This is a genomic window from Micromonospora sp. CA-249363, from assembly GCF_050950185.1.
Lineage (GTDB): Bacteria > Actinomycetota > Actinomycetes > Mycobacteriales > Micromonosporaceae > Micromonospora.
On sequence record NZ_CP192020.1, the window covers coordinates 1,544,359 to 1,570,547 of the forward strand.

The following is a 26,189-nucleotide window of genomic DNA, read 5'->3' on the forward strand; positions in this document are numbered from 1 at the left end:
ACCCGGCAGCACGCCGGCCACCCGGGCGCTTCGATCGAAGACCGGCCGGCTGAGCAGCTCCCCTACGTCGTGGGCCCACGACGCGAAGGAGCACGACAGCACATGACCGAGACCAAACTCGGCACCGAATCCCGCACCGCCGTGATCGACAACGGGTCCTTCGGCACCCGCGAGATCACCTTCTCGACCGGTCGACTGGCTCGCCAGGCCGCCGGTTCCGTCATCGCCCAGCTGGGCGAGACGGTCGTCCTCTCCGCCACCACCGCCGGCAAGCAGCCGAAGGAGCAGTTCGACTTCTTCCCGCTGACCGTCGACGTCGAGGAGCGGATGTACGCCGCGGGCCGCATCCCCGGCTCGTTCTTCCGCCGCGAGGGCCGGCCCAGCGAGGACGCGATCCTCACCTGCCGCCTGATCGACCGGCCGCTGCGCCCGTCGTTCGTCAAGGGCCTGCGCAACGAGGTCCAGGTCGTCGAGACCGTCCTCGCGCTCGACCCGGCGCACCCGTACGACGTCGTGGCCATCAACGCCGCCTCGATGTCGACCAAGCTCTCCGGCCTGCCGTTCTCCGGCCCGATCGGCGCGACCCGCGTCGCGCACATCGACGGCCAGTGGGTCGCCTTCCCGACCCTGGAGGAGCTGGCCCGCGCCACCTTCGACATGGTCGTGGCCGGCCGTACCCTCGCCGACGGCGAGGTCGCGATCATGATGGTCGAGGCCGAGGCCACCCCGAACGCCGTGACCCTGATCGCGGGCGGCGCCACCGCGCCGACCGAGGAGGTCGTGGCCAGCGGCCTGGAGGCCGCCAAGCCGGCCATCCGCGAGCTGTGCCGGGCGCAGGCCGAGCTGGCCGAGGTCGCCGCCAAGCCGGTCGCCGAGTTCCCGGTCTTCCTGGACTACCAGGACGACGTGTACGACGCCGTGTCCGAGCTGGCCCGTGGCGAGGTCGCCGAGGCGGTCACCATCGCCGGCAAGGCCGACCGCGAGGAGGCCCTGGACCGCGTCAAGGCCCGGGTCGCCGAGGAGCTGGGCGCCCGCTTCGAGGGCCGGGAGAAGGAGCTGTCCGCCGCCTTCCGGTCGCTCACCAAGTCCGAGGTGCGCAGCCGCGTGCTGCGCGAGCAGGTCCGCATGGACGGCCGCGGCCCGCGGGACATCCGACCGCTGACCGCCGAGGTCGGCGTGCTGCCCCGGGTGCACGGTTCGGCGCTGTTCGAGCGCGGTGAGACGCAGATCCTGGGCGTCACCACGCTGAACATGCTCCGCATGGAGCAGATGGTGGACACGCTGTCCCCGGAGAACCGCAAGCGCTACATGCACAACTACAACTTCCCGCCGTACTCGACCGGTGAGACCGGCCGGGTGGGCTCGCCGAAGCGGCGCGAGATCGGCCACGGCGCGCTCGCCGAGCGGGCGTTGATCCCGGTGCTGCCGTCGCGCGAGGAGTTCCCGTACGCCATCCGGCAGGTCTCCGAGGCGCTCGGCTCCAACGGCTCCACCTCGATGGGTTCGGTCTGCGCCTCGACGCTGGGCCTGCTCTCCGCCGGTGTGCCGCTGAAGGCGCCGGTCGCCGGCATCGCCATGGGCCTCATCTCCGACGAGGTCGACGGCAAGACCCAGTACGTGACGCTGACCGACATCCTCGGCGCCGAGGACGCGTTCGGCGACATGGACTTCAAGGTCGCCGGCACGCCCGAGTTCGTCACCGCGCTGCAGCTCGACACCAAGCTCAACGGCATCCCGTCGGACGTGCTGGCCGCCGCGTTGCAGCAGGCCAACGAGGCCCGGCAGATCATCCTCGGCGTCATGAAGGCCGCCATCGAGGCTCCGGCCGAGATGTCGGACTACGCGCCGCGGGTCACCACCGTCAAGATCCCGGTGGACAAGATCGGCATGGTGATCGGCCCGAAGGGTCAGACCATCAACGCGATCCAGGACGAGACCGGCGCCGAGATCTCCATCGAGGACGACGGCACGATCTACGTCGGCGCCACCAACGGCCCGGCGGCCCAGGCGGCCGTCGACCGGATCAACGGCATCGCCAACCCGACGCTGCCGAAGCAGGGCGAGCGGTTCCTCGGCACGGTGGTCAAGACCGCCGCGTTCGGCGCGTTCATCTCGCTGCTGCCGGGCCGCGACGGCCTGCTGCACATCTCCAAGGTGGGCGACGGCAAGCGCGTCGAGCGGGTCGAGGACTTCCTCAACGTCGGTGACCGGGTCGAGGTCGAGATCGCGGACATCGACGCCCGCGGCAAGATCTACCTGGACAAGGTCCGCCCGGAGGGCGCCGAGGCGCCGGCCGCCGGTGAGGCCGCCGGTGGCGACCGTCCGTCCGGCCGGGACCGGGGAGACCGCGGTCCGCGTGACCGGGGCGACCGCGAGCGTGGCGGTGACCGTGGCGGGCGTGGCCCGGAGCGCGGTGACCGTGGCGAGGGCGGCGGCGAGGGTGGTGGCGAGGGCGGCGAGCGTCCGCGTCGCCGGACCCGGCACAGCTGACCATCAGCACCTGCAACACCCACCCCTCGTCGAACCGGGAGCACCACGTGAGTCGGGCCTTCAGTGCGCCGTTTCCACCGGATCGACGGGGGGTGGCACCGTCTCGGGACACCGCGGCGGGCCGTTCCGGCGGCACCGCACGCGCGGTCACCCGGACGCTCAGCGACGACCCGCTGGGCGGCACGATACGACGTACCGTGCTGCCCAGCGGCCTGCGCGTGCTCACCGAGGCGATCCCGGCGATGCGCAGCGTCTCGTTCGGCATCTGGGTGGCGGTGGGCTCGCGGGACGAGACCCGTCCGCAGGCCGGCGCCGCGCACTTCCTGGAGCACCTGCTCTTCAAGGGCACCCACAAGCGGACCGCGCTCGAGATCTCCTCGCAGATCGAGGCGGTCGGTGGCGAGACGAACGCCTTCACCACGAAGGAATACACCTGCTACTACGCCCGCGTGCTGGACGAGGACCTGCCGCTGGCGATCGACGTGATGTGCGACCTGGTCGCCGACTCCCTGATCGAGCCGGCCGACGTGGAGACCGAGCGTGGCGTGATCCTGGAGGAGATCGCCATGCACGACGACGAGCCCGGTGACGAGGTGCACGACCTCTTCGCCCGGGCCGTCTACGGTGACCACCCGCTGGGTCGGCTGATCTCCGGCACCGAGGAGACCGTCACGCCGATGACCCGCCGGCAGATCCAGTCCTTCTACCGGGGGCGCTACACCGCGCCGCAGATCGTCATCGCCGCCGCCGGCAACCTCGACCACGCCGCCGTGGTGAAGCTGGTCCGGCAGGCCGTGCGCGGTACGCCGCTGGACAGCGACCCGGCCGCGCCGGCCGCACACCGCGCGGCCACCCCTGCGGTACGCACCAAGCCGGCCACCACCCTGGTCGAGCCGAAGGAGACCGAGCAGGCGCACGTCATCCTCGGCTGCCCCGGCATCGACCGCACCGACGACCGGCGCTTCGCGCTCGGGGTGCTCAACAACGTCCTGGGCGGGGGCATGTCCAGCCGCCTCTTTCAGGAGATCCGCGAGCAGCGCGGCCTCGCGTACTCGGTCTACTCGTACGCCAGCCAGTACGCCGACAGCGGCCTGTTCGCCGTCTACGCCGGTTGCGCCCCGGGCAAGGTGGACGAGGTGCTGGCCCTGACCCGCGCCGAGCTGGCCCGGGTGGCCGCCGACGGGTTGACCGAGGCCGAGGTGGCCCGGGGCAAGGGGATGAGCAAGGGCTCGTTCGTGCTCGGCCTGGAGGACACCGGCTCGCGGATGAGTCGCCTGGCCAAGGGGGAGCTGCTCTACGGCGACCTGATGCCGGTGGACGAGTTGCTCCGTCGGGTCGACGACGTCACCGTCGAGGACGTCAACGTCCTCGCCGCGGAGCTGCTGAGCCGGCCGATGTCGCTGGCCGTCGTCGGTCCGTTCGGCGAGGGCGACTTCTCCGGCTGAGCGGCCGGGATCTGTCCCCGCCGGAAGCGCACGTCCCGATTGGGATAGGTTGTGCCCCGTGACTGACGAGCAGGGGAAGACCCGGGTCGGCGTGTTCGGTGCCCGTGGTCGGATGGGCGTCGAGGTCTGCAAGGCCGTCGACGCTGCTGACGATCTGGAACTGGCCGCCGCGATCGACCAGGGTGACGGCCTCGACGCCGCGTCCGCCGCCCAGGTGGTCGTCGACTTCACCACTCCCGACGTGGTCATGGACAACCTGGAATGGGCCATCGGGCAGGGCATCCACGCGGTCGTGGGCACCACCGGCTTCACCGAGCAGCGGCTGGAGCAGGTGCGGGGCTGGTTGGCCGCCAAGCCGGAGGTGGGCGTGGTCATCGCCCCGAACTTCGGTATCGGCGCGGTGCTGATGATGCAGTTCGCCGCGCGGGCCGCCCGGCACTTCGAGTCCGTCGAGATCATCGAGCAGCACCACCCGCGCAAGCTGGACGCCCCGAGCGGCACCGCCACCCACACCGCCCGGCGGATCGCCGAGGCCCGCGCCGAGGCCGGCCTCGGCCCGGTGCCGGACGCGACGAAGGACGAGGTGGCGGGCGCTCGGGGCGCCGACATCGACGGGGTACGCGTGCACGCCGTACGCGCCACCGGACTGGTCGCGCACCAGGAGGTGCTGTTCGGCGGCACCGGCGAGACGCTGACGATCCGGCACGACTCGTACGACCGGGTGTCCTTCATGCCCGGCGTGCTCCTGGCCGTCCGTGCCGTACGCACCCGCCCCGGCCTGACCATCGGCCTGGACCCCCTCCTCGGCTAACCCGCCCTCACCCCGTCCCCGCCCCGCCCTCGCCTCGCCTCGCCTCGCCGATCTTGCACTTTCGGTGGGGACATAAGCATGCGTCCCGTACATATCGACAGCCGAAACTGCAAGATCGCCGAGGGCGGGGCGGGGCGGGGCGGGGCGGGGTGGCGCGGGGCGGGGCGGGGCGTGGGGTGGGGTGGGGTGGGCTATCTCGGGAGGGGGGTTCGGGGGTTGCGTTGGGTGGGGAGGGTTACGGGGGTCAGTGGGGTGGGGAGGCCGGTCACCTTGGCGTTTCCGGTCCGGTCGACGGTGACCGTGACCGGGGTGCCGGCTACCCGGAGGTTGTCCACGTGCAGTGCGCCGAGTGCGGGGCCGGCCAGCGGGGTCAGCCGGACGGTGCCGCCGGGCACGTCCGGGTAGAGGCCCGTCGCGGCCTGGAGCAGCAGGACCGCGCCCGCTGCCGCCCACGCCTGCGGACGGCAGGCCGCTGGGTACGGTACCGGGCGACCCAGCAGCGTCCGGTCGTCGCCGCCGTACAGTTCGGGCATCCGGTAGTCGAACGCCTCGGCCGCCGACAGCAGCCCCTCGGTCAGGCCGAGCGCTGCCTCGGAGTGCCCGGCGCGGGCCAGCCCGGCGAGCACGATCGCGGTGTCGTGGGTCCAGATTGAACCGCAGTGGTACGACAGGGGGCTGAAGCCGTCGTCGTCGGTGGCCATGGTCCGTAGCCCGAAGCCGCCGGCCAGGGTCTCCGTGGCGAGCAGGCGGGCGACCTGTGCCTCCTCGTCCGCGTCGAGCAGGCCGGTGCCGAGCAGGTGACCGATGTTGCTGGTCAGCGAGTCGACGGGCCGCTTGTCCCGGTCGAGGGCGAGCGCGGGCTGCGGGCCGTACCGGCCGTCGACCCAGAAGCTCTCGCGGAACCGGCGGGCCAGGGCGGCGGCGTGCTCGCGCCAGCGATCTGCGCCGGGGCGGCCGAAGGCGTCCAGCAGCGCCGCGCCGTTCACCGCCGCCTCGTGCGCGTACGCCTGCACCTCGGCCAGCACGATCGGCGCGGTGGCCAGGGTGCCGTCGTGGAAGCGTACGGCGTCACCTGAGTCCTTCCAGCCCTGGTTGGACAGTCCGTGCCCGGTGGTGTCGACGTACTCGACCAGGCCGTCGCCGTCCGGGTCGGCGTGCTCGCCGAGCCAGCGCAGGGCCGCCTCCAGGTGGGGGAGCAGCGGCTCGACCTGCTCGGCGGGAAGGCCCCAGCGCCAGGCGTCGTGCAGCAGGTTGACCCAGAGCATCGTGGCGTCGACGGTGCCGTAGTAGGCCGGTGGTAGCCGGAGCCCGCTGTCGGCCAGCGCGAACTCCTGGCGGCGCAGCTCGTGCAGGATCTTGCCAGGGGCCTCGCCGGTGGCCGGATCGACGCGGGTGCCCTGTCGACGGGCCAGGACGCGCAGGGTGCCGGCGGCCAGGTCGGTGCCGAGCGGCAGCATCATCCGGGCGGCCCAGAGGCTGTCCCGGCCGAACAGGGTGAGGAACCAGGGGACGCCGGCGCCGAGGAAGACGTCCCCGGGAGCGCCGGTCTCGGCCAGTCGCAGCCCGCGCAGGTCGTCGAGGCTGCGGTTGAGGAGACGGACCAGCCGCCGGTCGTCGGCGGTCACCGCCGGCCGGGCCCACTCCGGCTCGCCGGTCGGGCCGACCACCACGGCGTGGGGGTCCGTGATGGCCACCTGCCAGCGCAGCACCGTCTCGCCGCGCGGGGGAAGGTCGATCGGCCAGGTCAGCCGGGGCGCGGTGGCCCACTCGCCGGTGGCGAGCACGTCGGCGTCCGGCGCGGTGACGGTGACGGTGATGCCGTCGGCGGCCCAGGTGAGCACGCCCGGCTGGCCGGTCTTGGCCTCCAGGGGCGCGGCGGCACCGCCGGACTTGACCACTTCGATGGGGGCCAGATCGCAGGCGAGGTCGACGCTGACGGTGGCCCGTACGCCGACCGTGGCGGTGGAGACGATCCGCAGTTCCTCGGTCAGGCCGTTGCGGGTGGCCCGGCGGGAGCGGTCGACGCGGACGGTGGGGTCGGGGGTGGGATCGCCGAGCCAGCGGGCCAGACCCACGAAGCGGACACCGTGCGGGCCGTCCTCGCCGTGGGTGAGCTCCTCCAACTCCTGGTCGTCCACGCGCAGCTCGGCCCGGGACAGGACGCGGGCGTCGGCGTGGAAGACCCCCTGGACGCCGGTCGGGCGGATCTGTCCGGTCGCGTCCCCCAGCGCGCTGGTGGGAGCGAGCACCACCCCCACCAACTCGTGCAGAAGGGGTTGCAGCTGGCGTTCGGTCACGGTGCGGCTCCAGATCCTCAGGGTGCGGGACGGACGTCTTGACAACGCGCCCCTGGCGGTGCAAAGTGCGAAACATTCCAGAAACTTGAACGATCTAATCCTGCACTATCCGAATTGGATCGTTCAAGACGGCGAGAGGGAATAAGTGCCCGAAAAGGTAACCATCGCAACGGTGGCCCGGCACGCCCGCGTGAGCCGCCAGACGGTCTCCAACGTGCTGAACGCCCCGCACATCGTGCGGCAGGAGACCCGCCAGCGGGTCGAGGACGCGATCAGCGCGCTCGGCTATCGGGCCAACCAGGCCGCACGGCAGATGCGCACCGGCCGGTCCCGACTCATCGCCGCCCGCATCGAACCCACCCGGGACGGCATCAACGGCTCCGTGCTCGACCGCTTCCTGCACGGCCTCACCGAGACCGCCGACGCCGCCGGCTACCGGGTGCTGCTCTACACCGCCACCGACGACGAGCGGGAGATCGCCACCTACGACGACCTGCTCGGCACGTACGAGCTGGACGCGTTCGTGCTGGTCGGCACCAAGTACGGCGACCCTCGTACCGCCTGGCTCGCCGAACGGGAGGTGCCCTTCGTGACGTTCGGTCGGCCGTGGGACGCGCTCGACGCGCATCCCTGGGTCGACGTGGACGGCGCGGCCGGCACCGCCGCCGCCACCCGCCATCTGCTGGACGCCGGGCACCGGCGGATCGCCTTCATCGGCTGGCCGACCGGCTCCGGGGTCGGCGACGACCGACGCGCCGGCTGGCGCGACACGCTGCACGACGCCGGCATCGACCCCGCCGGGCTGCACCGGGAGACCGAGGACGGCGTCACCGAGGGCGAACGACTCATGCGCGACCTGCTCGCCGCCGAGACACCGACCGCCGTGGTCTGCGCCAGCGACTCGCTCGCGCTCGGCGCTCTCCAGGCGATCCGCGACCTCGACCCGCCGGTGTCGGTGATCGGCTTCGACGACACGCCGGTGGCCGCCGCCATCGGCCTGGCCAGCGTCAGCCAACCGCTCGGCGAGGCCGCCGCCCGCTGCGTGGACCTGCTCACCGGCGTCCTCGACGGCAACCAGACACCCACCCCCGTGCTGCTCGCGCCCTCGCTGGCCCTGCGGCACACCGCGTAACCCACCCCCCACCAGGAGAAACCCATGGCACCCAGAACCCTCACCCGGGCAGCGGTCGCCGGCCTCGCCGCCGTCGCGCTCTTCGGCTCCGCGGCCTGCGGCAGCGGCTTCGACGACTCCGGCGACGCCGCCCAGTCCAGCGGCCCGGCCAGCCTGCAGATCCTCATCGGCTCCTCCGGCGACGCCGAGACCAAGGCCGTGCAGGACGCCGCCGCGAAGTGGGCCAGCAGCTCCGGTAACAGCGCGACGGTCACCCCGGCGCAGGACCTCACCCAGCAGCTCGGCCAGTCCCTCGCCGGCGGCACCCCGCCGGACGTCTTCTATGTCGACGCGGCCCGCTTCGCCGACTACGCGAGCGTCGGCGCGCTCGAGCCGTACGGCGACAAGCTCTCCGACAAGGGTGACTTCTACGAGAGCCTGCGCATGACGTTCAGCTACGACGGCAAGCTCTACTGCGCTCCCAAGGACTTCTCCACCCTCGCCCTGCAGATCAACACCGACCTGTGGGCGAAGGCCGGGTTGACCGACGCCGACGTGCCGACCACCTGGGACCAGCTCACCGCGACCGCCCAGAAGATCAAGGCGAAGGGGCAGGTGGCCCTGGCGCTCGGCGACACCCGGGACCGGATCGGCGCCTTCCTGGTGCAGAACGGTGGCTGGCTGATGAGCGAGGACGGCAAGCAGCCCACCGCCGACAGCGCGAAGAACCTGGCCGCCCTGGAGTACGTCAAGACCCTGCTCACCTCGGGCCTGGCCAAGTACCCGAAGCAGCTCGACTCCGGCTGGTCCGGCGAGGCGTTCGGCAAGGGCAAGGCCGTGATGACGATCGAGGGCAACTGGATCAAGGGCGCCATGCAGAACGACTTCCCGAACGTGAAGTACAAGGTGGTGCCGCTGCCGGCCGGGCCGAGTGGTCAGGGCACCCTCTCCTTCACCCAGTGCTGGGGCATCGCGGCGAAGAGCAAGTACAAGGACCAGGCGATCAAGTTCGTCGAGGCGATGACCAGCGGTGAGCAGCAGTTGACGTTCGCCAAGGCGGTCGGTGTCATGCCGTCCCGGCAGTCGGTGCGCGACCAGTACACGGCCGCCTTCCCGGCCGACAAGGTCTTCATCGACGGTGCCGCGTACGCCCAGGGCCCGGTGAACGCGCCGAAGATGGACAGCGTCCTCAAGGACCTCGACACCGGTCTGCAGGGCCTGGCCAACGGCGACCCGAAGACCGTGCTGCAGAACTTCGACAAGAACGCCAAGGCGGCGCTCGGCGGCAGCTGACGACTCGGCGGGGGCCCCACGCCAGGGGCCCCCGCCGCACGTCGGCCCGAGAGAGGAAGGGAGGGGAGATGGCAACCGAGACACTGACCGCCGCCGCCACCGCGTCCGGCGCGGGCCGCCGCCGACGCCGAGGTGGCGTTCGCGGCAACGAGAACCTCGCCGGCTGGCTGTTCGTCGCGCCGGTGATCGTCATCCTGGGGCTGTTCCTGCTGCTGCCGATCCTGATGGCGCTCTGGGTCAGCCTGACCGACTGGAACGGCCAGGGCAGCCCGTTCACCGGCGACGTGCCGTTCGTCGGCGCGCACAACTACACCCAGCTGTTCACCGAGGACGGGCTGGCCCGCCGCGACTTCATGACCAGCATCCGCAACACCATCTACTACGTGGCCATCGTGGTGCCGACGCAGACCGTGCTCGCGCTGGGGCTGGCGCTGATCGTCAACAACCGGATGCTCAAGGGCAAGGGCTTCTTCCGCAGCGCCTTCTACTTCCCCTCGGTCACCAGCTCGGTCGCGATCAGCGTGGTGTTCCTGTTCCTGTTCGCCAACTCCGGCGCGGTGAACGCGCTGCTCGGCTTCCTCGGCATCGACGGACCGGAGTGGTTCGCCGACTCCCGGGGTGTCCTGCACCTGCTCCTCAGCGCGGTCGGCGTCGACGCACCTCCGGCGGCGCTGACCGACGGCGGCCCGTTCGGGCTGACCTGGTGGGACTGGCTCGCCGGCCCCAGCGTCGCCATGACCTCGATCATCACGCTGGTCGTCTGGTCCACCTCCGGCACGTTCATGCTGATGTTCCTGGCCGGACTCCAGAACGTCCCGGTGACCCTCGACGAGGCGAGCACCCTCGACGGCGCGTCCCGCTGGCAACGCTTCCGTCACGTCACGCTGCCGATGATCAGGCCGACCACCTTCCTGGTGCTCACCCTCGGCCTGATCGGCTCCTGGCAGGTCTTCGACCAGGTGTACGTCATGAGCCAGGGCGACCCGGCCAAGACCACCCTCACCCCGGCGTACCTGTCGTACCGGACCGCCTTCCGGGACTTCGACTACGGCTCCGGCGCGGCGATCTCGTTCGTGTTGTTCCTGATCATCATCGTGCTCACGCTGGTCCAGCGCCGCGCGCTGGCCGAGCGGGACACCGATCGGCCGCGCCGCGGCTGGTGGCGTCGGCGCGTACCGGAGAGGTCCTGAGATGACCGTGCGCACCGACCGCCCGGCGGGGCCCGCGCGCGGTGACCAGCGCGGGGCCCGCACGCTGGCCACCCGCTTCCTGGGGTACGCGACGCTTGTCTTCTTCGGGTTGGTGTTCCTCTACCCGTTCGTCATCCAGATCGGCAACTCGCTCAAGACCGAGCCGGACGCGTCGGCCAATCCGCTCTCGCCGTTCCCGGACCCGCTCACCCTGGCCGGCTTCGAGCGGATCTTCGCGGGCACCAACTTCCCCCTCTGGCTGGGCAACTCGCTGCTGGTGACCGTGCTGGTCACCCTCGGGCGGGTGTTCTTCGACTCGCTCGCCGGGTACGCCCTGGCCCGGCTGCGGTTCGCCGGGCGCGGCGGGCTGTTCGCGGCCGTCATCGCGGTGATGGCGGTCCCCGGTGTGGTGCTGCTGATCCCGAAGTTCCTGGTGCTGAACCAGCTCGGCATCTACAACAGCTACGCCGGCCTCGTGGTGCCGCTGCTGGCCGACGCGGCGGGCGTGTTCATCATGAAGCAGTTCTTCGAGTCGATCCCGGTGAGTGTGGAGGAGGCCGCCCGCATCGACGGGGCGAGCATCTTCCGCACCTTCTGGTCGGTGGTGCTGCCGATGGCGAAGCCGGCCCTGATCACCCTGACCATCCTGTCGTTCCAGGGCTCCTGGAACGAGTTCCCGCACAGCCTCGTGTCGGTACAGGACCCGGAGCTGTTCACCCTGCCGCGTGGCCTCGCCGACCTGGTCAGCGGCTCACTGGGCAGCGGCAACCAGTACCCGCTGAAGCTGGGCGCGGCGCTGCTCGCCACCATTCCCGTGGCGATCATCTTCGTGGTGTTCCAGCGCTACTTCGTCCGCGACGCCAACGACGGTTCGGACAAGGGCTGACCCGGCCGGGTCACTCGCCGGGGCGGTCCTCGGCGAGTGGCTCGGTCGGCACCGCCACGTGCAGGCGCACCTGAGGCACCAGCATGTCGTCGACGTCCAGCGCCCGAGCCGCGCCGTCGGGTTCCCATCCGGTGCTGGTGAGGAACTTCCGGGTCGCCTCGTCGCCGTCGAACGCCCAGGCCACCGCCCGACTCAGCCCGTCCTCGCGCCACAGGTCCACGGTGGCGGCGAGCAGCCGGCTGCCGTGCCCACGCCGACCCCAGCGCGGCTCGACCAGCAGATCGGTCACCGCCGCCACGTCCGGGCCCAGGGCGTCGGCCGGCTCACCCGGCGCGAGGGCCTCGCCGTCGGCCGGGCCGGAGGCGGCGAACCCCACCAGATACGATTGCTCGGCCTGTTCGACGGCGACCAGCACCCGGTGCGCGCCCGAGGGCGGCTCCAGCACCGCGGCGCTCCACCGCCGGGCGAGGAACGCCTCGTCCAGGTTGTCGAGCACGTGCCGAGGCAGGATCCGGCGGTACGCGACCCGCCAGGTCGCGAGCTGGATGCGTGCGATCTCGCCGGCGTCCTCGGGACGCGCCGGGCGGACGTACCCGAGAGCCATGGGACGGAAGCCTACTCAAGGGCCAGGGAGGCGACGGTGGCGCAGGGTGCCAACAGGACGGCCGCGCAGGTCGTCGGGGTGGTGGTGCTCGCCGCGGCGGTCACCGCGTTCCTCTCCGTCGCGGCGGTACGACACGGCTTCTTCGACCTGAAGGTCTACTACGGCGCGTTGACGTGGTGGGTGCACGACGGCGGGGAGATCTACGACTACCTCAAGCCCCGCACCCAGTACGGCTTCACCTACCCGCCGTTCGCCGCGCTGGTCATGCTGCCGATGGCGTACCTGCCGTGGACGGCCGCGATCGTGGTGAGCGTGCTCGCCAGCGTGGCCACCACCACCGTACTGATCTGGTGGTTCGTCGACCCGATCGCCCGGCGGGCCGGCTGGACCCGCTGGTTCGCCCTCGCCGTCGCACTCTGCCTGGCCGCGGCCTTCGAGCCGATGCGCGAGACGATCAACTTCGGCCAGGTCAACACGCTGCTGCTCTTCCTGGTCGCGGTGGACCTGCTCCGGCTGCTACCCGCCGGCAACCGGTGGGCGGGCGTGGGCATCGGGCTGGCCACCGCGATCAAGCTGACCCCCGGCATCTTCATCGTCTACCTCCTGGTCACCGGGCGATGGCGCGCGGCCCTCACCGCCAGCGGCACGGCCGCCGGGGTGACCGTGCTGGCCGCCGCGCTCTTCCCGGACGCCTCCCGGGAGTTCTGGACCGAGGCGCTGTGGAACACCGGGCGGGTCGGCGAGCTGGCGTTCGTCTCCAACCAGTCGCTGCGCGGCGTGGTCGCCCGCCTCGACCCGCAGCACCCGAGCACCCTGCTGTGGCTGCTGCTGGTCCTCGGCACCCTGGCGCTCTGGGCCTGGCGGTCCCGCGCGGCCGTCGCGGCCGGCGACGAGGCGACCGGCCTGGCCCTGACCGGCGCGGTGATGTGCCTGGTCAGCCCGGTCACCTGGGTGCACCACCTGGTCTGGCTGCTGCCCGCGCTGATCCTGCTCGTCGACAACGCGATGGCCGCGCCGGCCGGCCGCCGCCGGCGCGTCCTGCTGATCGCCGCGACCATCGGGTACGTGCTGCTGATCAGCCGGACCGTCTGGTTCTGGGAGAAGGACTTCACCGGCGTCGACGGCTTCCTCGGCAGCAACGCGTACGTCTGGATCAGCCTCGCCCTGGTGGCCTTCCTGCCGATCCGCCGATGGCTGACGCCGGGCGGGTCAGTCGTCGAGGCGTCCGGCGTACCGCAGCTCGACGAGCCCGACCGGCCCGCGCCCGCCGGCGAGCGGCACCTGGTAGGTCGACCGCTCACCGTCCGGTGACAGCCCGGCCCGTTCGCAGAACCGGCGGGCCCGACCGTTGTCGGCCAGCACCCACAGCCGGTACCCGGTCCAGCCCCGCTCGACGAGCCCGGCGCGGGCGGCCGTGAACAGCGCGGTGGCCGTCCCGTCCCCCCAGAACGCCGGCTCGACGTAGAGCGCCAGCACCTCGCCGACGCTCGGGTCCAGGTCGTCCCGGTCCTGGTTGCGGCGGTACGGCCCGAACGTGGTGAAGCCGACGGCCAGGCCGTCCACCTCGCCGAGGAGGGTGGTGAACGGGTGCTCCGGGTCGGCGGTGCCCACCTCACGGCGGCGCTGCGCCCAGGCCGCCACGTTGAGTCGACCGAGCACCTCGTCCGGCATGACACCGGCGTAACCGGACTGCCAGCCGTGCACGTGCACCCGGGCGATCGCCTCGGCGTCGTCCGGCTCCTCCCGGCGGATGGTCAGCATTGCACCGTTCTATGCCCCCATGACGGTCGGAGTCCAGCTTCCCGCACCGGCGTCGTACCGATGATTTATCGTCGCCGACGATGGCCGCACCGGAATCACTCTCGCTCGCCCAGGCCCGGCGGGTGGCGCTCGCCGCCCAGGGCTTCGCCGACCCGCCGCCGACGGGCGTACCCACCCGTCGGCACCTGCGCCGGGTCCTCGACCGGGTCGCCCTGATCCAGATGGACTCGGTCAACGTGCTGCAACGGGCGCACTACCTGCCGCTCTACAGCCGGCTCGGTCCGTACCCGACGACCCTGCTGGACACTGCCGCCTACCGCCGTCCGCGCGAGCTGTTCGAGTACTGGGGCCACGAGGCGTCCCTGGTGCCGGTCGGGCTGCACCCGCTGCTGCGCTGGCGCATGGGCCGGGCCCGCAGCGAAGCCTGGGGCGGCATGCGGCGCATCGCCCAGGAGCAGCCCGACCTGGTCGCCTGGGTGCGCGACGAGGTGGCCGCCCGGGGGCCGTTGACCGCCGCCGAGATCGAGCACGACGCGCCCCGGCAGACCGGCAACTGGGGGTGGAACTGGTCGGCCGTCAAGCAGGCGCTGGAGTTCCTGTTCTGGGCCGGCGAGGTGACCGCCGCCGAGCGCAGCACCTCCTTCGCCCGCCGCTACGACCTGCCCGAGCGGGTGCTGCCGGCGTCCGCGCTGGCCGCGCCCACGCCGACCGACGCCGAGGCGTACCGCGGTCTGGTGTCCCTGGCCGCGCGGTCGCTCGGGGTGGCCGCCGAGCCGGAGTTGCGCGACTACTTCCGGCTGCCGGTCGCCGGCGCCCGCCAGGCGGTCGCCGAGCTGGCCGAGGCCGGTGAGCTGGTGCCGGTCACCGTGGCGGGCTGGCGGCAGCCGGCCTGGCTGCACGTGTCGGCGCGGCTGCCCCGCTGGGTACGGGGCAACACACTGGTCAGCCCGTTCGACCCGTTGATCTGGGAACGTGCCCGCACCGAGCGGCTGTTCGACTTCACCTACCGGATCGAGATCTACGTCCCGGCGCCGCAGCGGGTCTACGGCTACTACGTGCTGCCGTTCCTCCAGGGCGACCGGTTCACCGCCCGGGTCGACCTGAAGGCCGACCGCAAGGCCGGGGTGCTGCTGGTGCCGGCCGCCTGGCTCGAACCCGGCGCCGACGCGGGGGAGACCGCCGTGGCGCTCGCCGCCGAGCTGTACCGGCTGGCCGGCTGGCTCGGGCTGGACGCGGTCGCGCCACCCGCCGCCGGAGACCTGGCCGGTCCGCTCACGGCCGCCCTGGCGAGCGTGTCGGGTGTACCGTGAACGCGTGACGAGCGCTCTCGGACCGGTCGACCAGTCGCCGCCCACCGCCGGTTACCACTACCCGGCGCCCGAGCCCGACCGGCTCACCCGGCTCGTCCTGCGCGTCCACGAGCGTTCGCCGCGTTGGGCCGTGCCACTGGCCGCGGTCGGCTGCGTCGGGCTCGGCATGGCGTACGCGCTGATGAGCAACCCGACCTACGCCGACCCGGACGCCGCGCCCACCTGCATCATGAAGCTGCTGACCGGGTTCGACTGCCCGGGCTGCGGTGGCACCCGCGCCCTCTGGTACGTGCTGCACGCCGACCTGCCGGCCGCCGCCCGACACCACTTCCTGTTCGTCTTCTCGCTGCCCTTCCTGGCGTACCTCTTCGTGGCCTGGGCGGGCAACCAGGCGTTCGGCTGGCGGCTGCCCGAGTTGCGGATCAGCCCCAAGGTCATCGGCGGCTTCATGGCCGCGTGGCTGGCGTTCACGGTGGTGCGCAACCTGCCCTGGGCGCCCTTCACCTCGCTCTACGTCTGAGCACACGGCACCTGCCAACTCGCAATCGCCCGGCCGTTCGCTCCGGCCGTCGACCCGTCGCTGGGCTGGCCTGTGGTGTGCGCGGACGCTTTGGAGCTGAATCGTTCACGACATCACCTGATCTTCGGGCTGCCGGCTGATGGTGCTGCCAGCCGATGTCACAGGCGATTCAGCTCCAAAGGACCCGAGCCCAGGTATGCACCCCGACCGCCGGGGCCCAGTGGTGGGGCCGACCGATCTCTGACGTGGCGGGGCGGCGCGGCGCCGAGCCGGCTCTGGCGCTGTCGCCGCGGAGCGAGTGATCGATATTGCACGGGGCGCGCCTGAGTTGGGCCGGAAGGCGGCGCGCCACTACAGTCCCAGGCATGCCGGAGATGGTGCAGCCCCAGGTCAAGTTGATCGCGTGGACCCAGTTCGCGGCCCCGGACGACGTGCCGTGGTCGACCGACGCCGAGGGCGGCCAGGCGCTCGCCGAGTTCGCTGGACGGGCCTGCTACCAGTCGTGGAAGAAGCCGAACCCGGCCACGGCCACCAACGCCGGCTACCTCGCGCACATCCTCGAGGTGGGTCACCTGAGCGTGCTGGAGCACGGCTCGGTCACCTTCTACTTCACCGGGGTGTCCCGCTCCTTCACCCACGAGCTGATCCGGCACCGGCACTTCTCGTACTCCCAGCTCTCGCAGCGGTACGTCCCGGAGCGGGACGCGGCCATGGTCGAGCCGGCGGTCATCGCCGACGACCCCGAGCTGCACAAGAAGTTCGTCGAGGCCGCCGAGGCGAGCGTGCGGGCGTACACGGAGCTGTTGGAGGGTCTGGAGCAGCGCTTCTCCGACGAGCCGAACCCGACGCTGCGCCGCAAGCAGGCGCGGCAGGCGGCCCGGGCGGTGCTGCCGAACGCCACCGAGACCCGGATCGTGGTCACCGGCAACTACCGGGCCTGGCGGCACTTCATCGCGATGCGGGCCACCGAGCACGCCGACGTGGAGATCCGCGAGCTGGCCGTGGAGTGCCTGCGGCAGCTCCAGGGGGTCGCCCCGAACGTCTTCGCCGATTTCGTGATCTCCACCCTGCCGGACGGCACCGAGGTGGCGGTCAGCCCGCACGAGGCGTCCTGAGCCCTTCCCCGGCGGGCTCCGGCTGGTCGTCCGCTAGGTTGGAGGGTATGACGCAGGACCACCCCGACGCCGCAGCCCGACCGGTGTCCCGCCCCTTCGGGCGGGTGCTGACGGCCATGGTGAGCCCGTTCACCGCCGACGGCTCACTCGACCTCGACGGCGCCGCCCGACTGGCGAGCCACCTGGTCGACGAACAGGGCAACGACGCGCTGGTGGTCAACGGCACCACCGGCGAGTCGCCGACCACCACCGACGCGGAGAAGGAACGCCTGATCCGCGCCGTGGTCGAGGCCGTCGGTGACCGTGCCCGGGTCGTGGCCGGTGTCGGCACCAACGACACCCGGCACACCATCGAGCTGGCCGCCTCCGCCGAGAAGGCCGGGGCGCACGGCCTGCTGGTGGTCACGCCGTACTACAACAAGCCGCCGCAGAGCGGACTGCTGCGGCATTTCACCGCCGTCGCCGACGCCAGCGGACTGCCGGTGATGCTGTACGACATCCCGCACCGCTCCGGCGTGCCGATCGACACCGAGACCCTGGTCCGGCTCGCCGACCACGGCCGCATCGTCGCGGTCAAGGACGCCAAGGGCGACTTGATCGCCACCAGCTGGGTGACCAGCCGGACCGGCCTCGCCTACTACAGCGGCGAGGACGCGCTCACCCTGCCGGCGCTGGCCGTCGGATGCGTGGGCGTGGTCGGCACCTCCACGCACTTCACCGGGGCGCTGACCGCACAGATGATCGAGGCGTACGACGCGGGGGACATGCCCACCGCGTTGACCCTGCACCGGCGGCTGCTGCCGCTGTTCACGGGCATCTTCCGCACGCAGGGCACCATCCTGGTGAAGGCCGGCCTGGCATCGCTGGGCCTGCCGGCCGGTCCGGTGCGACCCCCGCTCGTGGATGCCACCAACGACGAGATCGCCCAGCTGCGCGCGGACTTCGCGGCAGCGGGCCTGGAGCTACCCGAATGATCGAACGACACGACGGGCGCCGGGTGACGGCGTCGCAGAATGAGGTGGACGCGTGACCGAGGCGCACATCGAGGCGGAACTACCCCCGCCGCTGCCGGAAGGTGGCCTGCGGATCATCCCGCTCGGCGGGCTCGGCGCCATCGGTCGGAACATGACCGTCTTCGAGTACGACGGCAAGTTGCTGATCGTCGACTGCGGGGTGCTCTTCCCCGACGTCGAGCAGCCGGGCGTGGACCTGATCCTGCCCGACTTCGGCCCGATCCTGGACCGGCTGGCCGACGTCCAGGCGATCGTGCTCACCCACGGGCACGAGGACCACATCGGCGCGGTGCCGTACCTGCTGGCCCACAAGCCCGACATCCCGCTGGTCGGCTCGCAGTTCACCCTCGCGCTGGTCGAGGCGAAGCTGGCCGAGCGGCGGATCCAGCCGTACACGTTGACCGTGCGCGAGGGCGGCCGGGAGCGGCTCGGGCCGTTCGAGTGCGAATTCTTCGCGGTCAACCACTCCATCCCGGACGCGCTCGCGGTGGCCATCCGCACGCCGGCCGGTCTGGTGCTGCACACCGGCGACTTCAAGATGGACCAGCTCCCGCTGGACGGCCGGATCACCGACCTGGCCGGCTTCGCGCGGCTCGGCGCCGAGGGCGTGGACCTGCTGCTCTCCGACTCCACAAACGCGGAGATCCCCGGCTTCGTCACCCCGGAGCGGGAGATCGGGCCGGTGCTCGACTCGATCTTCGCGAAGGCCAAGGGCCGGATCATCGTGGCCTCGTTCGCCTCGCACGTGCACCGGGTGCAGCAGGTCTTCGACTCCGCCGCCGAGCATGGTCGCAAGGTCGCCCTGATCGGCCGGTCCATGGTCCGCAACATGGGCATCGCCCGGGACCTGGGCCTGCTCAACATCCCGGCCGGCCTGGTCATCGGGATCGAGGAGGCGACGACGCTGCCTCCGGACCAGATCGTGCTGATGTCCACCGGGTCGCAGGGCGAGCCGATGAGCGCGCTCGGCCGGATGGCCAGCGGCGACCACCGGCACATCACGATCGCGCCCGGCGACACCGTCGTGCTGGCCTCGTCGCTGGTGCCGGGCAACGAGACCTCGGTCTACCGGGTCATCAACCGGCTCGCCCGCGCCGGCGCGGTGGTCGTGCACAAGGACGTCGCGAAGGTGCACGTCTCCGGTCACGCGCCCGCCGGTGAACTGCTCTACCTGCTCAACGTGGTCCGACCCAGCAACCTGATGCCCGTGCACGGCGAGTGGCGTCACCTGCGCGCACACGCCCGGCTCGGCGTCGAGTCCGGTGTCGCCCCCGACCGGGTGGTGATCTGCGAGGACGGCGACGTGGTCGACCTGGTCGAGGGCCGCGCCAGCCTGGTGGGCCACGTCAAGAGCCGGTACGTCTACGTCGACGGCCTCGCCGTCGGTGATGTCAGCGAGTCGCTGCTCACCGAACGGCGCATCCTCGGTGACGGCGGGTTCATCGCCACGACCGTCGTCGTCGACTCGGTCACCGGCAAGGTGGTCGCCGGTCCGACGCTGTCGGCGAAGGGCTTCTCCGAGGACCCGGAGGCGTTCAACCCGGTGATCCCCCTGGTCACCGAAGCGCTCAACCGCGCCGCCTCGGACGGCATCACCGACCCGCACCAGCTCCAGCAGATCGTTCGGCGGACCGTGGGGCGGTGGGTCAACGACGCGTACCGGCGGCGGCCCATGATCGTGCCCACCGTCGTCGAGGTCTGAGCAGGGCGCTCTGACGCCGGTCCATCCCGCGAGGATGGACCGGCGTCGCCGTCCGTCAGGGCAGGGCTGCCACGGCCTCCGCGTACGCGACGCCGGTGGCGATGGCGGCATCCACCAGCACCCGCAGCTGCTCCGGCGCGATCCCGTGCGCGAGGTCGGTGGCCACGTCCCCGGCGAGCACGATCTCGGTGTCGAGGTCGTGCGCGTACGCCTTGGGCAGCAGCCGGTCGTGGTTCCACGCGTTGCAGAAGGCGTACGCCTCGGACCGCCGCTCGGCCGGTAGCCGTCGGTCGGCCATCGCCCGGGTGTGCAGCACCTCGCCGCGCTCGCCGGCCCGCCGGAACTGGATCACCGCAGCGCCCCACCGGCCGACCACCGTGCCGTCGTCGTCGACCAGGTACCGGTCGCCGCGCCGGTCCAGCGTCGCGGTGATGAGGTCGGCGGTGAGCGCCATCAGCTCCCGCTCGGACTCGCGGTCCACCCCGGGATCGGCGTCGTCCTCCTCGTCGGCGACGTCGCCGCCACCGGGCAGCGGCACGGTCGTCGCGGTGGGACGGTCGGCCAACCAGGCCGCGATCCTTCCGGACTGGTGACCGGTGCCGTTGCGGGCGTCGAAGCTGCCCGCCAGGTCGGTGGCGAGGCCGAGCAGCAGCGCGCCGAGGGTCGAGGTGTCCAGCTCGGTGGCCGGACGCTCGCCGTACGCCGGGCGGCGCACCCGCCGGTCGCCCAGCCCCGCCTCGTCGGCCAGCCCGCAGACCAGCGCTCCGGCGGCGGCGAACTCCATGGCGGCGAGGTCGTCGGTCGGTCGGTCCAGTCGGGGCAGCTGCTCGGCCAGGATGGCCAACCCGCGGTCCAGATGCCCGCCGAGCGCGCAGAACCGCAGGTGGGTGGCGAGATGAGCGAACGCGGCACGCTCGCTTCGGTGCCGCCGGTACGCCCGCACGTGCGCCGCCGCCGCCTCCTCGGCCGCGCCGAGCCGTAACCGTGGCAGCAGTCCGGCGACCAGGGCCCGCTCGGGCTGGTCGGTGCAGGTCGGCGCGTCGGTGTCGGACGCCTCCAGCTCGGCGCGGGCCGCCTGCCACTCACCCCAGCCGGCCAGCAGTTCCGCGCGGCGGGCGGGGGCGCAGCCGGGACACCCACCGGCCGGACCGCCACGCGTACCCGCCCACTGCCGGTAGAAGTGCCGGGCGGTGGGCTCGTCGCCCAGGTGGTCGGCGATCCGGCAGCGCAGTTCGGCGACGGTCGGCGCGTCGAGCCCGTCCGTCCCCACCCGCTCGGCCAGGTCGGCAAGGAGCAGACGGGTCTGGTCCAGCCCCACGCGTGGGGTGCCGAGCAGCGCCTCCACCGCGTATCGCTGGTAGCGCGTCAACAGCACCCTCTCGGCGTCGCCGAGCAGCGTGGGCCACGTCTCGGCGGCGGCCCGGCAGCGTCGTACCGGCTCGACGAGCCGCCACCGCTCGCCGTTCAGCAGGTACGCCTCGATGAGCGCGAACCTCGCGTCCAGTGCGGACCGGACGTCCGCGGCGGCGTCGGCGCGCTCGGCGACCCGTTCCAGCGCGGCCAGCCGGCCGGACCCGTCGGGCAGGTCCCGGGCGTCGGCGAGCGCGGACACCAACGCCGGGACGCGCTGCCCGACACTCCGGCCGTCGTTCCCGCCGGCGGGCGCGTGCGCCCGGTCGGTGCGGCTGCCCGTGGTCTCCTCCCGGCCGGTCACGCCGACACCGCGCCGGGCAGGCGACCGACGGCGACGGCGAGCTGGCAGCCGGTCGTGATGCCGCAGTCGAGCAGTCGGTCGAGTTGGTGGGGCGTGACGCCGCGTTCCAGGTCGGTGATCACCTCACCGTGGATCCGGGCCCGCCCGGCGTCGTCGACGTGCACGAACGCCTTGGGCCAGAGCCGGTCGTGGTTCCACGAGTTGCAGAAGGCGTACAGGTCGGGCACCCGCTCGATCCCGAAGGTCGGCGCGACCATCGTGCGGACCTGGAGCATCTCGCCATCGACGCCGAGGCGCAGGAACCAGATCAGGTTGTCGTCGAAGCGTCCCACGAGGTCGCCGTCGGGGGCACGGCCGACCGGGCGGCCACGCGCGGCGAGCACCGCGGCGATCAGCTCGCCGGTCAGCGGGCGTACCGCATTGGGGTGCCCGGCCAGCGGATCGTCCTCGATTCCCGGCGACGCCATCGGGCATCCCTTCTGAGGCGGATATCACGACCGGCGGCGGGGTCCGTGCTGCGACGCGCGGACACGACCCGGAAAAGCGGCGATCTGCCCGGCCCCACCGTTACCGTGACTCTATGGCGGGCCGTACCTCTCAGGCGAGCCGGCGACGCGGCGCGTCGCCGCGCGGTGGCACCAACAGCCGTGCCCGTCAACCGGCGAAGAAGACCCGGGCGCCGGTACGGCGACGCACCACACCCGCCCGTCCGGGCCCCGCCGTCTACGTCGGCCGCGCCGTCGGTGCACTGTGGATGGGGCTGGCGCACGGGATGGGGTGGGCCGTGCGGGCCGCCGGCCGGCAGGCCGCCTCCGCCCGCGACCTGGACCCGGAGCACCGCCGCGACGGGGCCGGGCTGCTGCTGTTCGGGCTGGCCCTGCTCAGCGCCGTGGCGCTGTGGTTCTCCGGCGCCGGCCCGGTGGGCGCCCGCCTGGCCGACACGGTCCGGTTGTTCCTCGGCGCGATCTCCGTGGTGGTGCCGGTGCTGCTGATGATCGGGGCGTGGCGGCTCATGCGTCAGCCCGCCGACCCGGAGCACCGGGGCCGAGGGCTGATCGGCTGGGGCTCGCTGCTGGTGTCGACCGCCGCGCTGCTCCAGATCGGTCAGGACCCGGTGGACACCGTGGAGCGTGACTTCGCCGGTGGCCTGGTCGGCGCCGGTGTGGGCGGGCTGCTGGAACGGGCGGTCACCGCCTGGGTGGCCGTACCCCTGCTGGTCCTGCTCCTGCTCTTCGGCCTGCTCGTGGTCACGGCGACGCCGATCAACAAGATCCCGGAGCGGCTGGGCCTGCTCGCCGGTGGGTTGGTCGCGCCTCCGGAGGCCGCCGAGGAGGACGACGAGCCGGCCGCGCGGCCGGCGCGCAAGCGGCCGGCGAAGCGGATGCCGCCACCGATCGACCCGGACGACTTCGAGGACCTGGACGGCGCGGACCTCCAGGAGACCATGGTCCTGCCGCGCAAGGCACCGGCGAAGGTGCCGGCCAGCCGCAAGCCGGCCGAGCCGCCCGAGCACTCGCCCGCGCCCACCCGTGCCGAGCAGCTCGCGTTGACCGGGTTGGCCGGCGACTACACCCTGCCGCCGGCCAACATGCTCAGCAGCGGGGCCGCGCCCAAGACCCGCAGCAAGGCCAACGACGAGGTGATCGCCGCGCTGACCGGCGTCTTCGACCAGTTCGACGTGGACGCCGCCGTCACCGGCTTCACCCGGGGCCCGACGGTCACCCGCTACGAGGTGGAGTTGGGGCACGGCGTCAAGGTCGAGCGGATCACCCAGCTCTCGCGCAACATCGCCTACGCCGTGAAGTCGCCGGACGTACGGATCCTCAGCCCGATCCCGGGCAAGAGCGCGGTCGGCGTGGAGATCCCGAACACCGACCCGGAGAACGTGTCGCTCGGCGACGTGCTGCGCTCGCGGGCGGCGACGAGCGACCACCATCCGATGGTGGTGGCGCTCGGCAAGGACATCGAGGGCGGCTACGTGGTGGCCAACCTCGCCAAGATGCCGCACATCCTCATCGCCGGCGCCACCGGCGCGGGCAAGTCGTCCTGCCTGAACTCCCTGCTGGTGTCGATCCTGACCCGGGCGACGCCGGACGAGGTGCGGTTGCTGCTGATCGACCCGAAGCGGGTCGAGATGACCGGCTACGAGGGAATCCCGCACCTGGTCACGCCCATCGTCACCAACGCCAAGAAGGCGGCGGACTCGCTGGACTGGGTCGTGCGCGAGATGGACATGCGCTACGACGACCTCGCGGCCAACGGGGTCCGGCACATCGACGACTTCAACCGCAAGGTCCGCAACGGCGAGATCAAGGCCCCGCCGGGCAGCGAGCGGGAGATGCGCCCGTACCCGTACCTGCTGGTGATCGTGGACGAGCTGGCCGACCTGATGATGGTCGCGCCGCGTGACGTGGAGGACTCGGTCGTCCGGATCACGCAGTTGGCCCGGGCCGCCGGTATCCACCTGGTCCTGGCCACCCAGCGGCCCTCGGTCGACGTGGTGACCGGTCTGATCAAGGCGAACGTGCCGTCCCGGTTGGCGTTCGCCACCTCGTCTCTCGCGGACTCGCGGGTCATCCTCGACCAGCCGGGCGCGGAAAAGCTGCTCGGCCGGGGTGACGGGCTCTTCCTGCCGATGGGCGCGTCGAAGCCGGTCCGCATCCAGGGCGCGTGGGTCACCGAGCGCGAGATCAGCGACGTGGTGAAGTTCTGCAAGGACCAGCGTGAGCCGGAGTTCCGCCCGGACGTGCTGACCCCCGCCCAGGACACCAAGAAGAAGATCGACGAGGACATCGGCGACGACCTCGACCTGCTGGTGCAGGCCGTGGAGCTGGTGGTCACCTCACAGTTCGGCTCCACCTCGATGCTCCAGCGCAAGCTGCGGGTCGGTTTCGCCAAGGCGGGCCGCCTCATGGACCTGATGGAGACCCGGGGGGTGGTCGGGCCGTCCGAGGGTTCGAAGGCGCGCGACGTGCTGGTCAAGCCGGACGAGCTGGAGGAGGTCCTGGTCGGCCTGCGCGGCGACGTGGACTGACCACACCCGACCCCGGACACACGACGGGCCCGCCGGTATCCGGCGGGCCCGTGACGTCGGGGTGGTCAGTTGTTGATCAGAGCCGCGACGACCACCAGGCCGATGATCGCGGCCACCCCGCTGGCCGCGGCGGCGTACCAGCCCAGCGGCTTGTCGCCCAGGACCGCGCCGACGATGCCGGCGATGATGCCGAGCACACCGAAGATGATCGGGTTGAGCAGCAGGGCCAGCACCGCGAAGACGAAACCCACGATGGTGAGGATGCGGGCGGCGTTGCTGCGCGGGCGGGCGGTGGTGGGGATGTCGGCCATGTCTTCCTCCTGGTGAGAGCCTGTCGTGACGAATCGATCACTACCCACTGTGGGCGCTCGCCACGCCTGGTCGTCAATGGAAGATCTTCAGGCCGACCACGCCGGCGACCACCAGCAGCAGGCAGAAGATCCGGGGCAGGCTCACCGAATCGCCGAGCGCCACCATTCCGACCACCGCCGTGCCCACCGCGCCGATACCGACCCAGACCGCGTACCCGGTGCCGACCGGGATGTCGCGCAACGCGTACGCCAGGCCCCCCATGCTCAGCGCCAGGGCCACCACGAACACCACCGACGGGAGCAGCCGGGTGAAGCCGGCGCTGCGGTCCAGGGCGATGGCCCAGGCCGTCTCCAGCAGTCCGGAGATCACGAGTACGAGCCAGGCCATCATTCACCTCAGGAGGACGAGTCGGATCAGTCTGCCGGGGCGTCTTGGCCTGACCGGGTACGCCCACCGCTCGTCCGGAGTGACCACCGCGTACGGGGCCACCACGGCCGACGCTAGCACCGCCCGGCGGCACCGGGCGGTGACTCACACCACCACGAGTTGACCTCTACTTCGCTTCAACTTGCACTATGGCGGACATGGCCCTGCTCTACGCCGACCCCGAGGTCGCCGCCGCCCTGGACGCCGCCACCACCGTCGACGCCATGCGGGCCGCCCTGGTGGCCGCGTACGAGGGGCGCCTGGTCGCGCCACCCCGGGCCGCCGCCCCGCTCGGCGGCGGGCGGATGGTGCTCACCGCCGGGCACCTGGTCGGCCAGTGGTACGGCTACCGCTCGTACGACACGTTCGGCCACCCCCGGGGCGAGCAGCTGGTCGTGCTGCACGACGCCGATACCGGAGCGGTCCGGGCCGTCGCCGTCGGCGAGGAGCTGGGCTCCCGTCGTACCGGTGGGCTGGGCGGGGTCGCGGTGGACGCGCTGGCCCGGCCGGACGCGACCACCCTCGGCGTGATCGGCTCCGGGCGGCAGGCGTGGACCCAGGTGTGGGCCGCGGCAGCCGTGCGCCCGCTGCGCGAGGTGGTGGTGCACAGCCGCTCGGCGGCACGCCGGGACTCCTTCGCCGCCCGGGTACGCGCCGAACTGGGCGTGCCGGCGCGCGCGGTCGCCGACCCCGGCGCGGCCGTCACCGGCCGGGACATCGTGGTGCTCGCCACCACGAGCCGCACGCCGGTGCTGCGCGCCGCCGACATGAGCCCCGGCACGCACGTCAACACGGTCGGCTTCAAGCAGCAGGACCGCAGCGAGTTCGGCACCGATCTGCTCGACGTCGCCGATCTGCTGGTCACCGATTCGCCGGCCCAGGCGGCGGACTACCAGCCGCCGATGCTCGCCGCCCTGCCCCCGTACGCCGGACGGTTGCGGGACCTGGGCGGCGTCCTGGCGGGTGCGGTTCCCGGCCGGACCACGGCGGACCAGGTCTCCGTCTTCTGCTGCACCGGACTGGCCGGCACCGAGGTCTTCCTGCTCGACGCGCTGACCCGCGCGACCGCCGTGACCCGGTGACCGACGCCGGCACGCGCGGTGATCCCGCCGGCCAGCGTGCCCGCGTGCGTGGGCTACCGCGAGCGGCCCGGTA

22 protein-coding genes and 1 riboswitch are annotated in these 26,189 nt (G+C 72.3%); of the genes, 15 read left to right on the plus strand and 7 right to left on the minus strand.

The window, feature by feature from the left end; translation table 11 throughout:
* The first annotated feature begins 102 nt into the window (after positions 1-102).
* The 3 genes from ACQPZK_RS07265 to dapB are packed head-to-tail and all read left to right on the plus strand — an operon-like array spanning position 103 to position 4,746.
* Positions 103-2,490 (plus strand): polyribonucleotide nucleotidyltransferase, encoded by a 2,388-nt coding sequence (locus ACQPZK_RS07265; RefSeq protein ID WP_433537543.1) that lies wholly within the window; start codon positions 103-105, stop codon positions 2,488-2,490.
* A 47-nt stretch (positions 2,491-2,537) separates the two neighbouring features.
* Positions 2,538-3,935 (plus strand): M16 family metallopeptidase, encoded by a 1,398-nt coding sequence (locus tag ACQPZK_RS07270; protein WP_433537544.1) that lies wholly within the window; start codon positions 2,538-2,540, stop codon positions 3,933-3,935.
* Positions 3,936-3,993: 58 nt separating this feature from the next.
* Complete coding sequence (gene dapB / locus ACQPZK_RS07275) at positions 3,994-4,746, plus strand: 4-hydroxy-tetrahydrodipicolinate reductase (protein WP_433537545.1); 753 nt, start codon at positions 3,994-3,996, stop codon at positions 4,744-4,746.
* Between the two features lie 191 nt (positions 4,747-4,937).
* Here dapB and ACQPZK_RS07280 read toward each other — a convergent pair whose 3' ends face one another.
* Entirely contained in the window at positions 4,938-7,043 is a 2,106-nt protein-coding gene (locus tag ACQPZK_RS07280) for an amylo-alpha-1,6-glucosidase (RefSeq protein ID WP_433537546.1), read from the minus strand.
* Between the two features lie 172 nt (positions 7,044-7,215).
* Here ACQPZK_RS07280 and ACQPZK_RS07285 point away from each other — a divergent pair, with 172 nt between their 5' ends.
* From ACQPZK_RS07285 to ACQPZK_RS07300, 4 genes are all read left to right on the plus strand, one after another.
* Positions 7,216-8,175, plus strand: coding sequence for a LacI family DNA-binding transcriptional regulator (locus ACQPZK_RS07285; protein ID WP_433537547.1), 960 nt, complete (start codon positions 7,216-7,218; stop codon positions 8,173-8,175).
* 24 nt (positions 8,176-8,199) lie between these two features.
* Entirely contained in the window at positions 8,200-9,447 is a 1,248-nt protein-coding gene (locus tag ACQPZK_RS07290; RefSeq protein ID WP_433537548.1) for a sugar ABC transporter substrate-binding protein, read from the plus strand.
* 68 nt (positions 9,448-9,515) lie between these two features.
* Positions 9,516-10,637 (plus strand): carbohydrate ABC transporter permease, encoded by a 1,122-nt coding sequence (locus ACQPZK_RS07295; protein ID WP_433537549.1) that lies wholly within the window; start codon positions 9,516-9,518, stop codon positions 10,635-10,637.
* A gap of 1 nt (position 10,638) precedes the next feature.
* Complete coding sequence (locus ACQPZK_RS07300; protein ID WP_433537550.1) at positions 10,639-11,523, plus strand: carbohydrate ABC transporter permease; 885 nt, start codon at positions 10,639-10,641, stop codon at positions 11,521-11,523.
* 10 nt (positions 11,524-11,533) lie between these two features.
* Here the strand turns inward: ACQPZK_RS07300 and ACQPZK_RS07305 are convergent, their stop codons facing one another.
* Positions 11,534-12,127, minus strand: a complete 594-nt coding sequence (locus ACQPZK_RS07305; RefSeq protein ID WP_433537551.1) for an N-acetyltransferase family protein — start codon at positions 12,125-12,127, stop codon at positions 11,534-11,536.
* A 36-nt stretch (positions 12,128-12,163) separates the two neighbouring features.
* Here ACQPZK_RS07305 and ACQPZK_RS07310 point away from each other — a divergent pair, with 36 nt between their 5' ends.
* Entirely contained in the window at positions 12,164-13,438 is a 1,275-nt protein-coding gene (locus ACQPZK_RS07310) for a glycosyltransferase 87 family protein (RefSeq protein WP_433537552.1), read from the plus strand.
* On the opposite strand, the gene ACQPZK_RS07315 is transcribed toward ACQPZK_RS07310, so the two are convergent.
* Positions 13,337-13,888: an N-acetyltransferase family protein gene (locus tag ACQPZK_RS07315; RefSeq protein ID WP_433537553.1), complete on the minus strand. Its 552-nt coding sequence runs from the start codon at positions 13,886-13,888 to the stop codon at positions 13,337-13,339. The two genes, ACQPZK_RS07310 and ACQPZK_RS07315, sit on opposite strands and share 102 nt — an antisense overlap.
* 80 nt (positions 13,889-13,968) lie before the next feature.
* On the opposite strand from ACQPZK_RS07315, the gene ACQPZK_RS07320 reads away from it, so the two are divergent.
* The 5 genes from ACQPZK_RS07320 (at position 13,969) to ACQPZK_RS07340 (ending at position 19,548) form a co-directional block, all read left to right on the plus strand.
* A complete protein-coding gene (locus ACQPZK_RS07320; protein ID WP_433537554.1) occupies positions 13,969-15,198 on the plus strand; it encodes a winged helix-turn-helix domain-containing protein in 1,230 nt (409 codons plus the stop codon).
* A 4-nt stretch (positions 15,199-15,202) separates the two neighbouring features.
* Entirely contained in the window at positions 15,203-15,718 is a 516-nt protein-coding gene (locus ACQPZK_RS07325; protein WP_433537555.1) for a DUF2752 domain-containing protein, read from the plus strand.
* A 374-nt stretch (positions 15,719-16,092) separates the two neighbouring features.
* Complete coding sequence (gene thyX, locus ACQPZK_RS07330; RefSeq protein WP_433539134.1) at positions 16,093-16,833, plus strand: FAD-dependent thymidylate synthase; 741 nt, start codon at positions 16,093-16,095, stop codon at positions 16,831-16,833.
* Positions 16,834-16,880: 47 nt separating this feature from the next.
* Positions 16,881-17,807, plus strand: coding sequence for a 4-hydroxy-tetrahydrodipicolinate synthase (dapA, locus tag ACQPZK_RS07335; protein ID WP_433537556.1), 927 nt, complete (start codon positions 16,881-16,883; stop codon positions 17,805-17,807).
* A 52-nt stretch (positions 17,808-17,859) separates the two neighbouring features.
* Positions 17,860-19,548 carry a ribonuclease J gene (locus tag ACQPZK_RS07340; protein ID WP_433537557.1) on the plus strand — a complete coding sequence of 563 codons (1,689 nt, stop codon included), beginning with the start codon at positions 17,860-17,862 and terminating at the stop codon, positions 19,546-19,548.
* 55 nt (positions 19,549-19,603) lie between these two features.
* Here the strand turns inward: ACQPZK_RS07340 and ACQPZK_RS07345 are convergent, their stop codons facing one another.
* Both ACQPZK_RS07345 and ACQPZK_RS07350 read right to left on the minus strand, forming a co-directional pair.
* Entirely contained in the window at positions 19,604-21,262 is a 1,659-nt protein-coding gene (locus ACQPZK_RS07345) for a YbjN domain-containing protein (protein ID WP_433537558.1), read from the minus strand.
* Positions 21,259-21,729 (minus strand): YbjN domain-containing protein, encoded by a 471-nt coding sequence (locus tag ACQPZK_RS07350; RefSeq protein WP_433537559.1) that lies wholly within the window; start codon positions 21,727-21,729, stop codon positions 21,259-21,261. Before ACQPZK_RS07350 ends, ACQPZK_RS07345 begins: the two co-directional genes overlap by 4 nt.
* Positions 21,730-21,842: 113 nt before the next feature.
* On the opposite strand from ACQPZK_RS07350, the gene ACQPZK_RS07355 reads away from it, so the two are divergent.
* Positions 21,843-24,296 carry a DNA translocase FtsK 4TM domain-containing protein gene (locus ACQPZK_RS07355; RefSeq protein WP_433537560.1) on the plus strand — a complete coding sequence of 818 codons (2,454 nt, stop codon included), beginning with the start codon at positions 21,843-21,845 and terminating at the stop codon, positions 24,294-24,296.
* A 65-nt stretch (positions 24,297-24,361) separates the two neighbouring features.
* Here ACQPZK_RS07355 and ACQPZK_RS07360 read toward each other — a convergent pair whose 3' ends face one another.
* Both ACQPZK_RS07360 and ACQPZK_RS07365 read right to left on the minus strand, forming a co-directional pair.
* Positions 24,362-24,607 carry a hypothetical protein gene (locus tag ACQPZK_RS07360; RefSeq protein ID WP_357122493.1) on the minus strand — a complete coding sequence of 82 codons (246 nt, stop codon included), beginning with the start codon at positions 24,605-24,607 and terminating at the stop codon, positions 24,362-24,364.
* 73 nt (positions 24,608-24,680) lie between these two features.
* Positions 24,681-24,995, minus strand: a complete 315-nt coding sequence (locus tag ACQPZK_RS07365) for a DMT family transporter (RefSeq protein WP_433539135.1) — start codon at positions 24,993-24,995, stop codon at positions 24,681-24,683.
* Positions 24,996-25,028: 33 nt separating this feature from the next.
* Positions 25,029-25,100: riboswitch (guanidine-III (ykkC-III) riboswitch) on the minus strand.
* 92 nt (positions 25,101-25,192) lie between these two features.
* Here ACQPZK_RS07365 and ACQPZK_RS07370 point away from each other — a divergent pair.
* A complete protein-coding gene (locus tag ACQPZK_RS07370; protein WP_433539136.1) occupies positions 25,193-26,116 on the plus strand; it encodes an ornithine cyclodeaminase family protein in 924 nt (307 codons plus the stop codon).
* The last annotated feature ends 73 nt before the right edge of the window (positions 26,117-26,189 follow it).

Bases quoted from the DNA above. Each gene is read 5' to 3' on its own strand.
- ACQPZK_RS07265 (WP_433537543.1), top strand. From the start codon at position 103: ATGACCGAGACCAAACTCGGCACCGAATCCCGCACCGCCGTGATCGAC.
- ACQPZK_RS07290 (WP_433537548.1), top strand. From the start codon at position 8,200: ATGGCACCCAGAACCCTCACCCGGGCAGCGGTCGCCGGCCTCGCCGCC.
- ACQPZK_RS07295 (WP_433537549.1), top strand. From the start codon at position 9,516: ATGGCAACCGAGACACTGACCGCCGCCGCCACCGCGTCCGGCGCGGGC.
- ACQPZK_RS07300 (WP_433537550.1), top strand. From the start codon at position 10,639: ATGACCGTGCGCACCGACCGCCCGGCGGGGCCCGCGCGCGGTGACCAG.
- ACQPZK_RS07305 (WP_433537551.1), bottom strand. From the start codon at position 12,127: ATGGCTCTCGGGTACGTCCGCCCGGCGCGTCCCGAGGACGCCGGCGAG.
- ACQPZK_RS07315 (WP_433537553.1), bottom strand. From the start codon at position 13,888: ATGCTGACCATCCGCCGGGAGGAGCCGGACGACGCCGAGGCGATCGCC.
- ACQPZK_RS07320 (WP_433537554.1), top strand. From the start codon at position 13,969: ATGGCCGCACCGGAATCACTCTCGCTCGCCCAGGCCCGGCGGGTGGCG.
- thyX (WP_433539134.1), top strand. From the start codon at position 16,093: ATGGTGCAGCCCCAGGTCAAGTTGATCGCGTGGACCCAGTTCGCGGCC.
- dapA (WP_433537556.1), top strand. From the start codon at position 16,881: ATGACGCAGGACCACCCCGACGCCGCAGCCCGACCGGTGTCCCGCCCC.
- ACQPZK_RS07350 (WP_433537559.1), bottom strand. From the start codon at position 21,729: ATGGCGTCGCCGGGAATCGAGGACGATCCGCTGGCCGGGCACCCCAAT.
- ACQPZK_RS07355 (WP_433537560.1), top strand. From the start codon at position 21,843: ATGGCGGGCCGTACCTCTCAGGCGAGCCGGCGACGCGGCGCGTCGCCG.
- ACQPZK_RS07360 (WP_357122493.1), bottom strand. From the start codon at position 24,607: ATGGCCGACATCCCCACCACCGCCCGCCCGCGCAGCAACGCCGCCCGC.
- ACQPZK_RS07365 (WP_433539135.1), bottom strand. From the start codon at position 24,995: ATGGCCTGGCTCGTACTCGTGATCTCCGGACTGCTGGAGACGGCCTGG.
- ACQPZK_RS07370 (WP_433539136.1), top strand. From the start codon at position 25,193: ATGGCCCTGCTCTACGCCGACCCCGAGGTCGCCGCCGCCCTGGACGCC.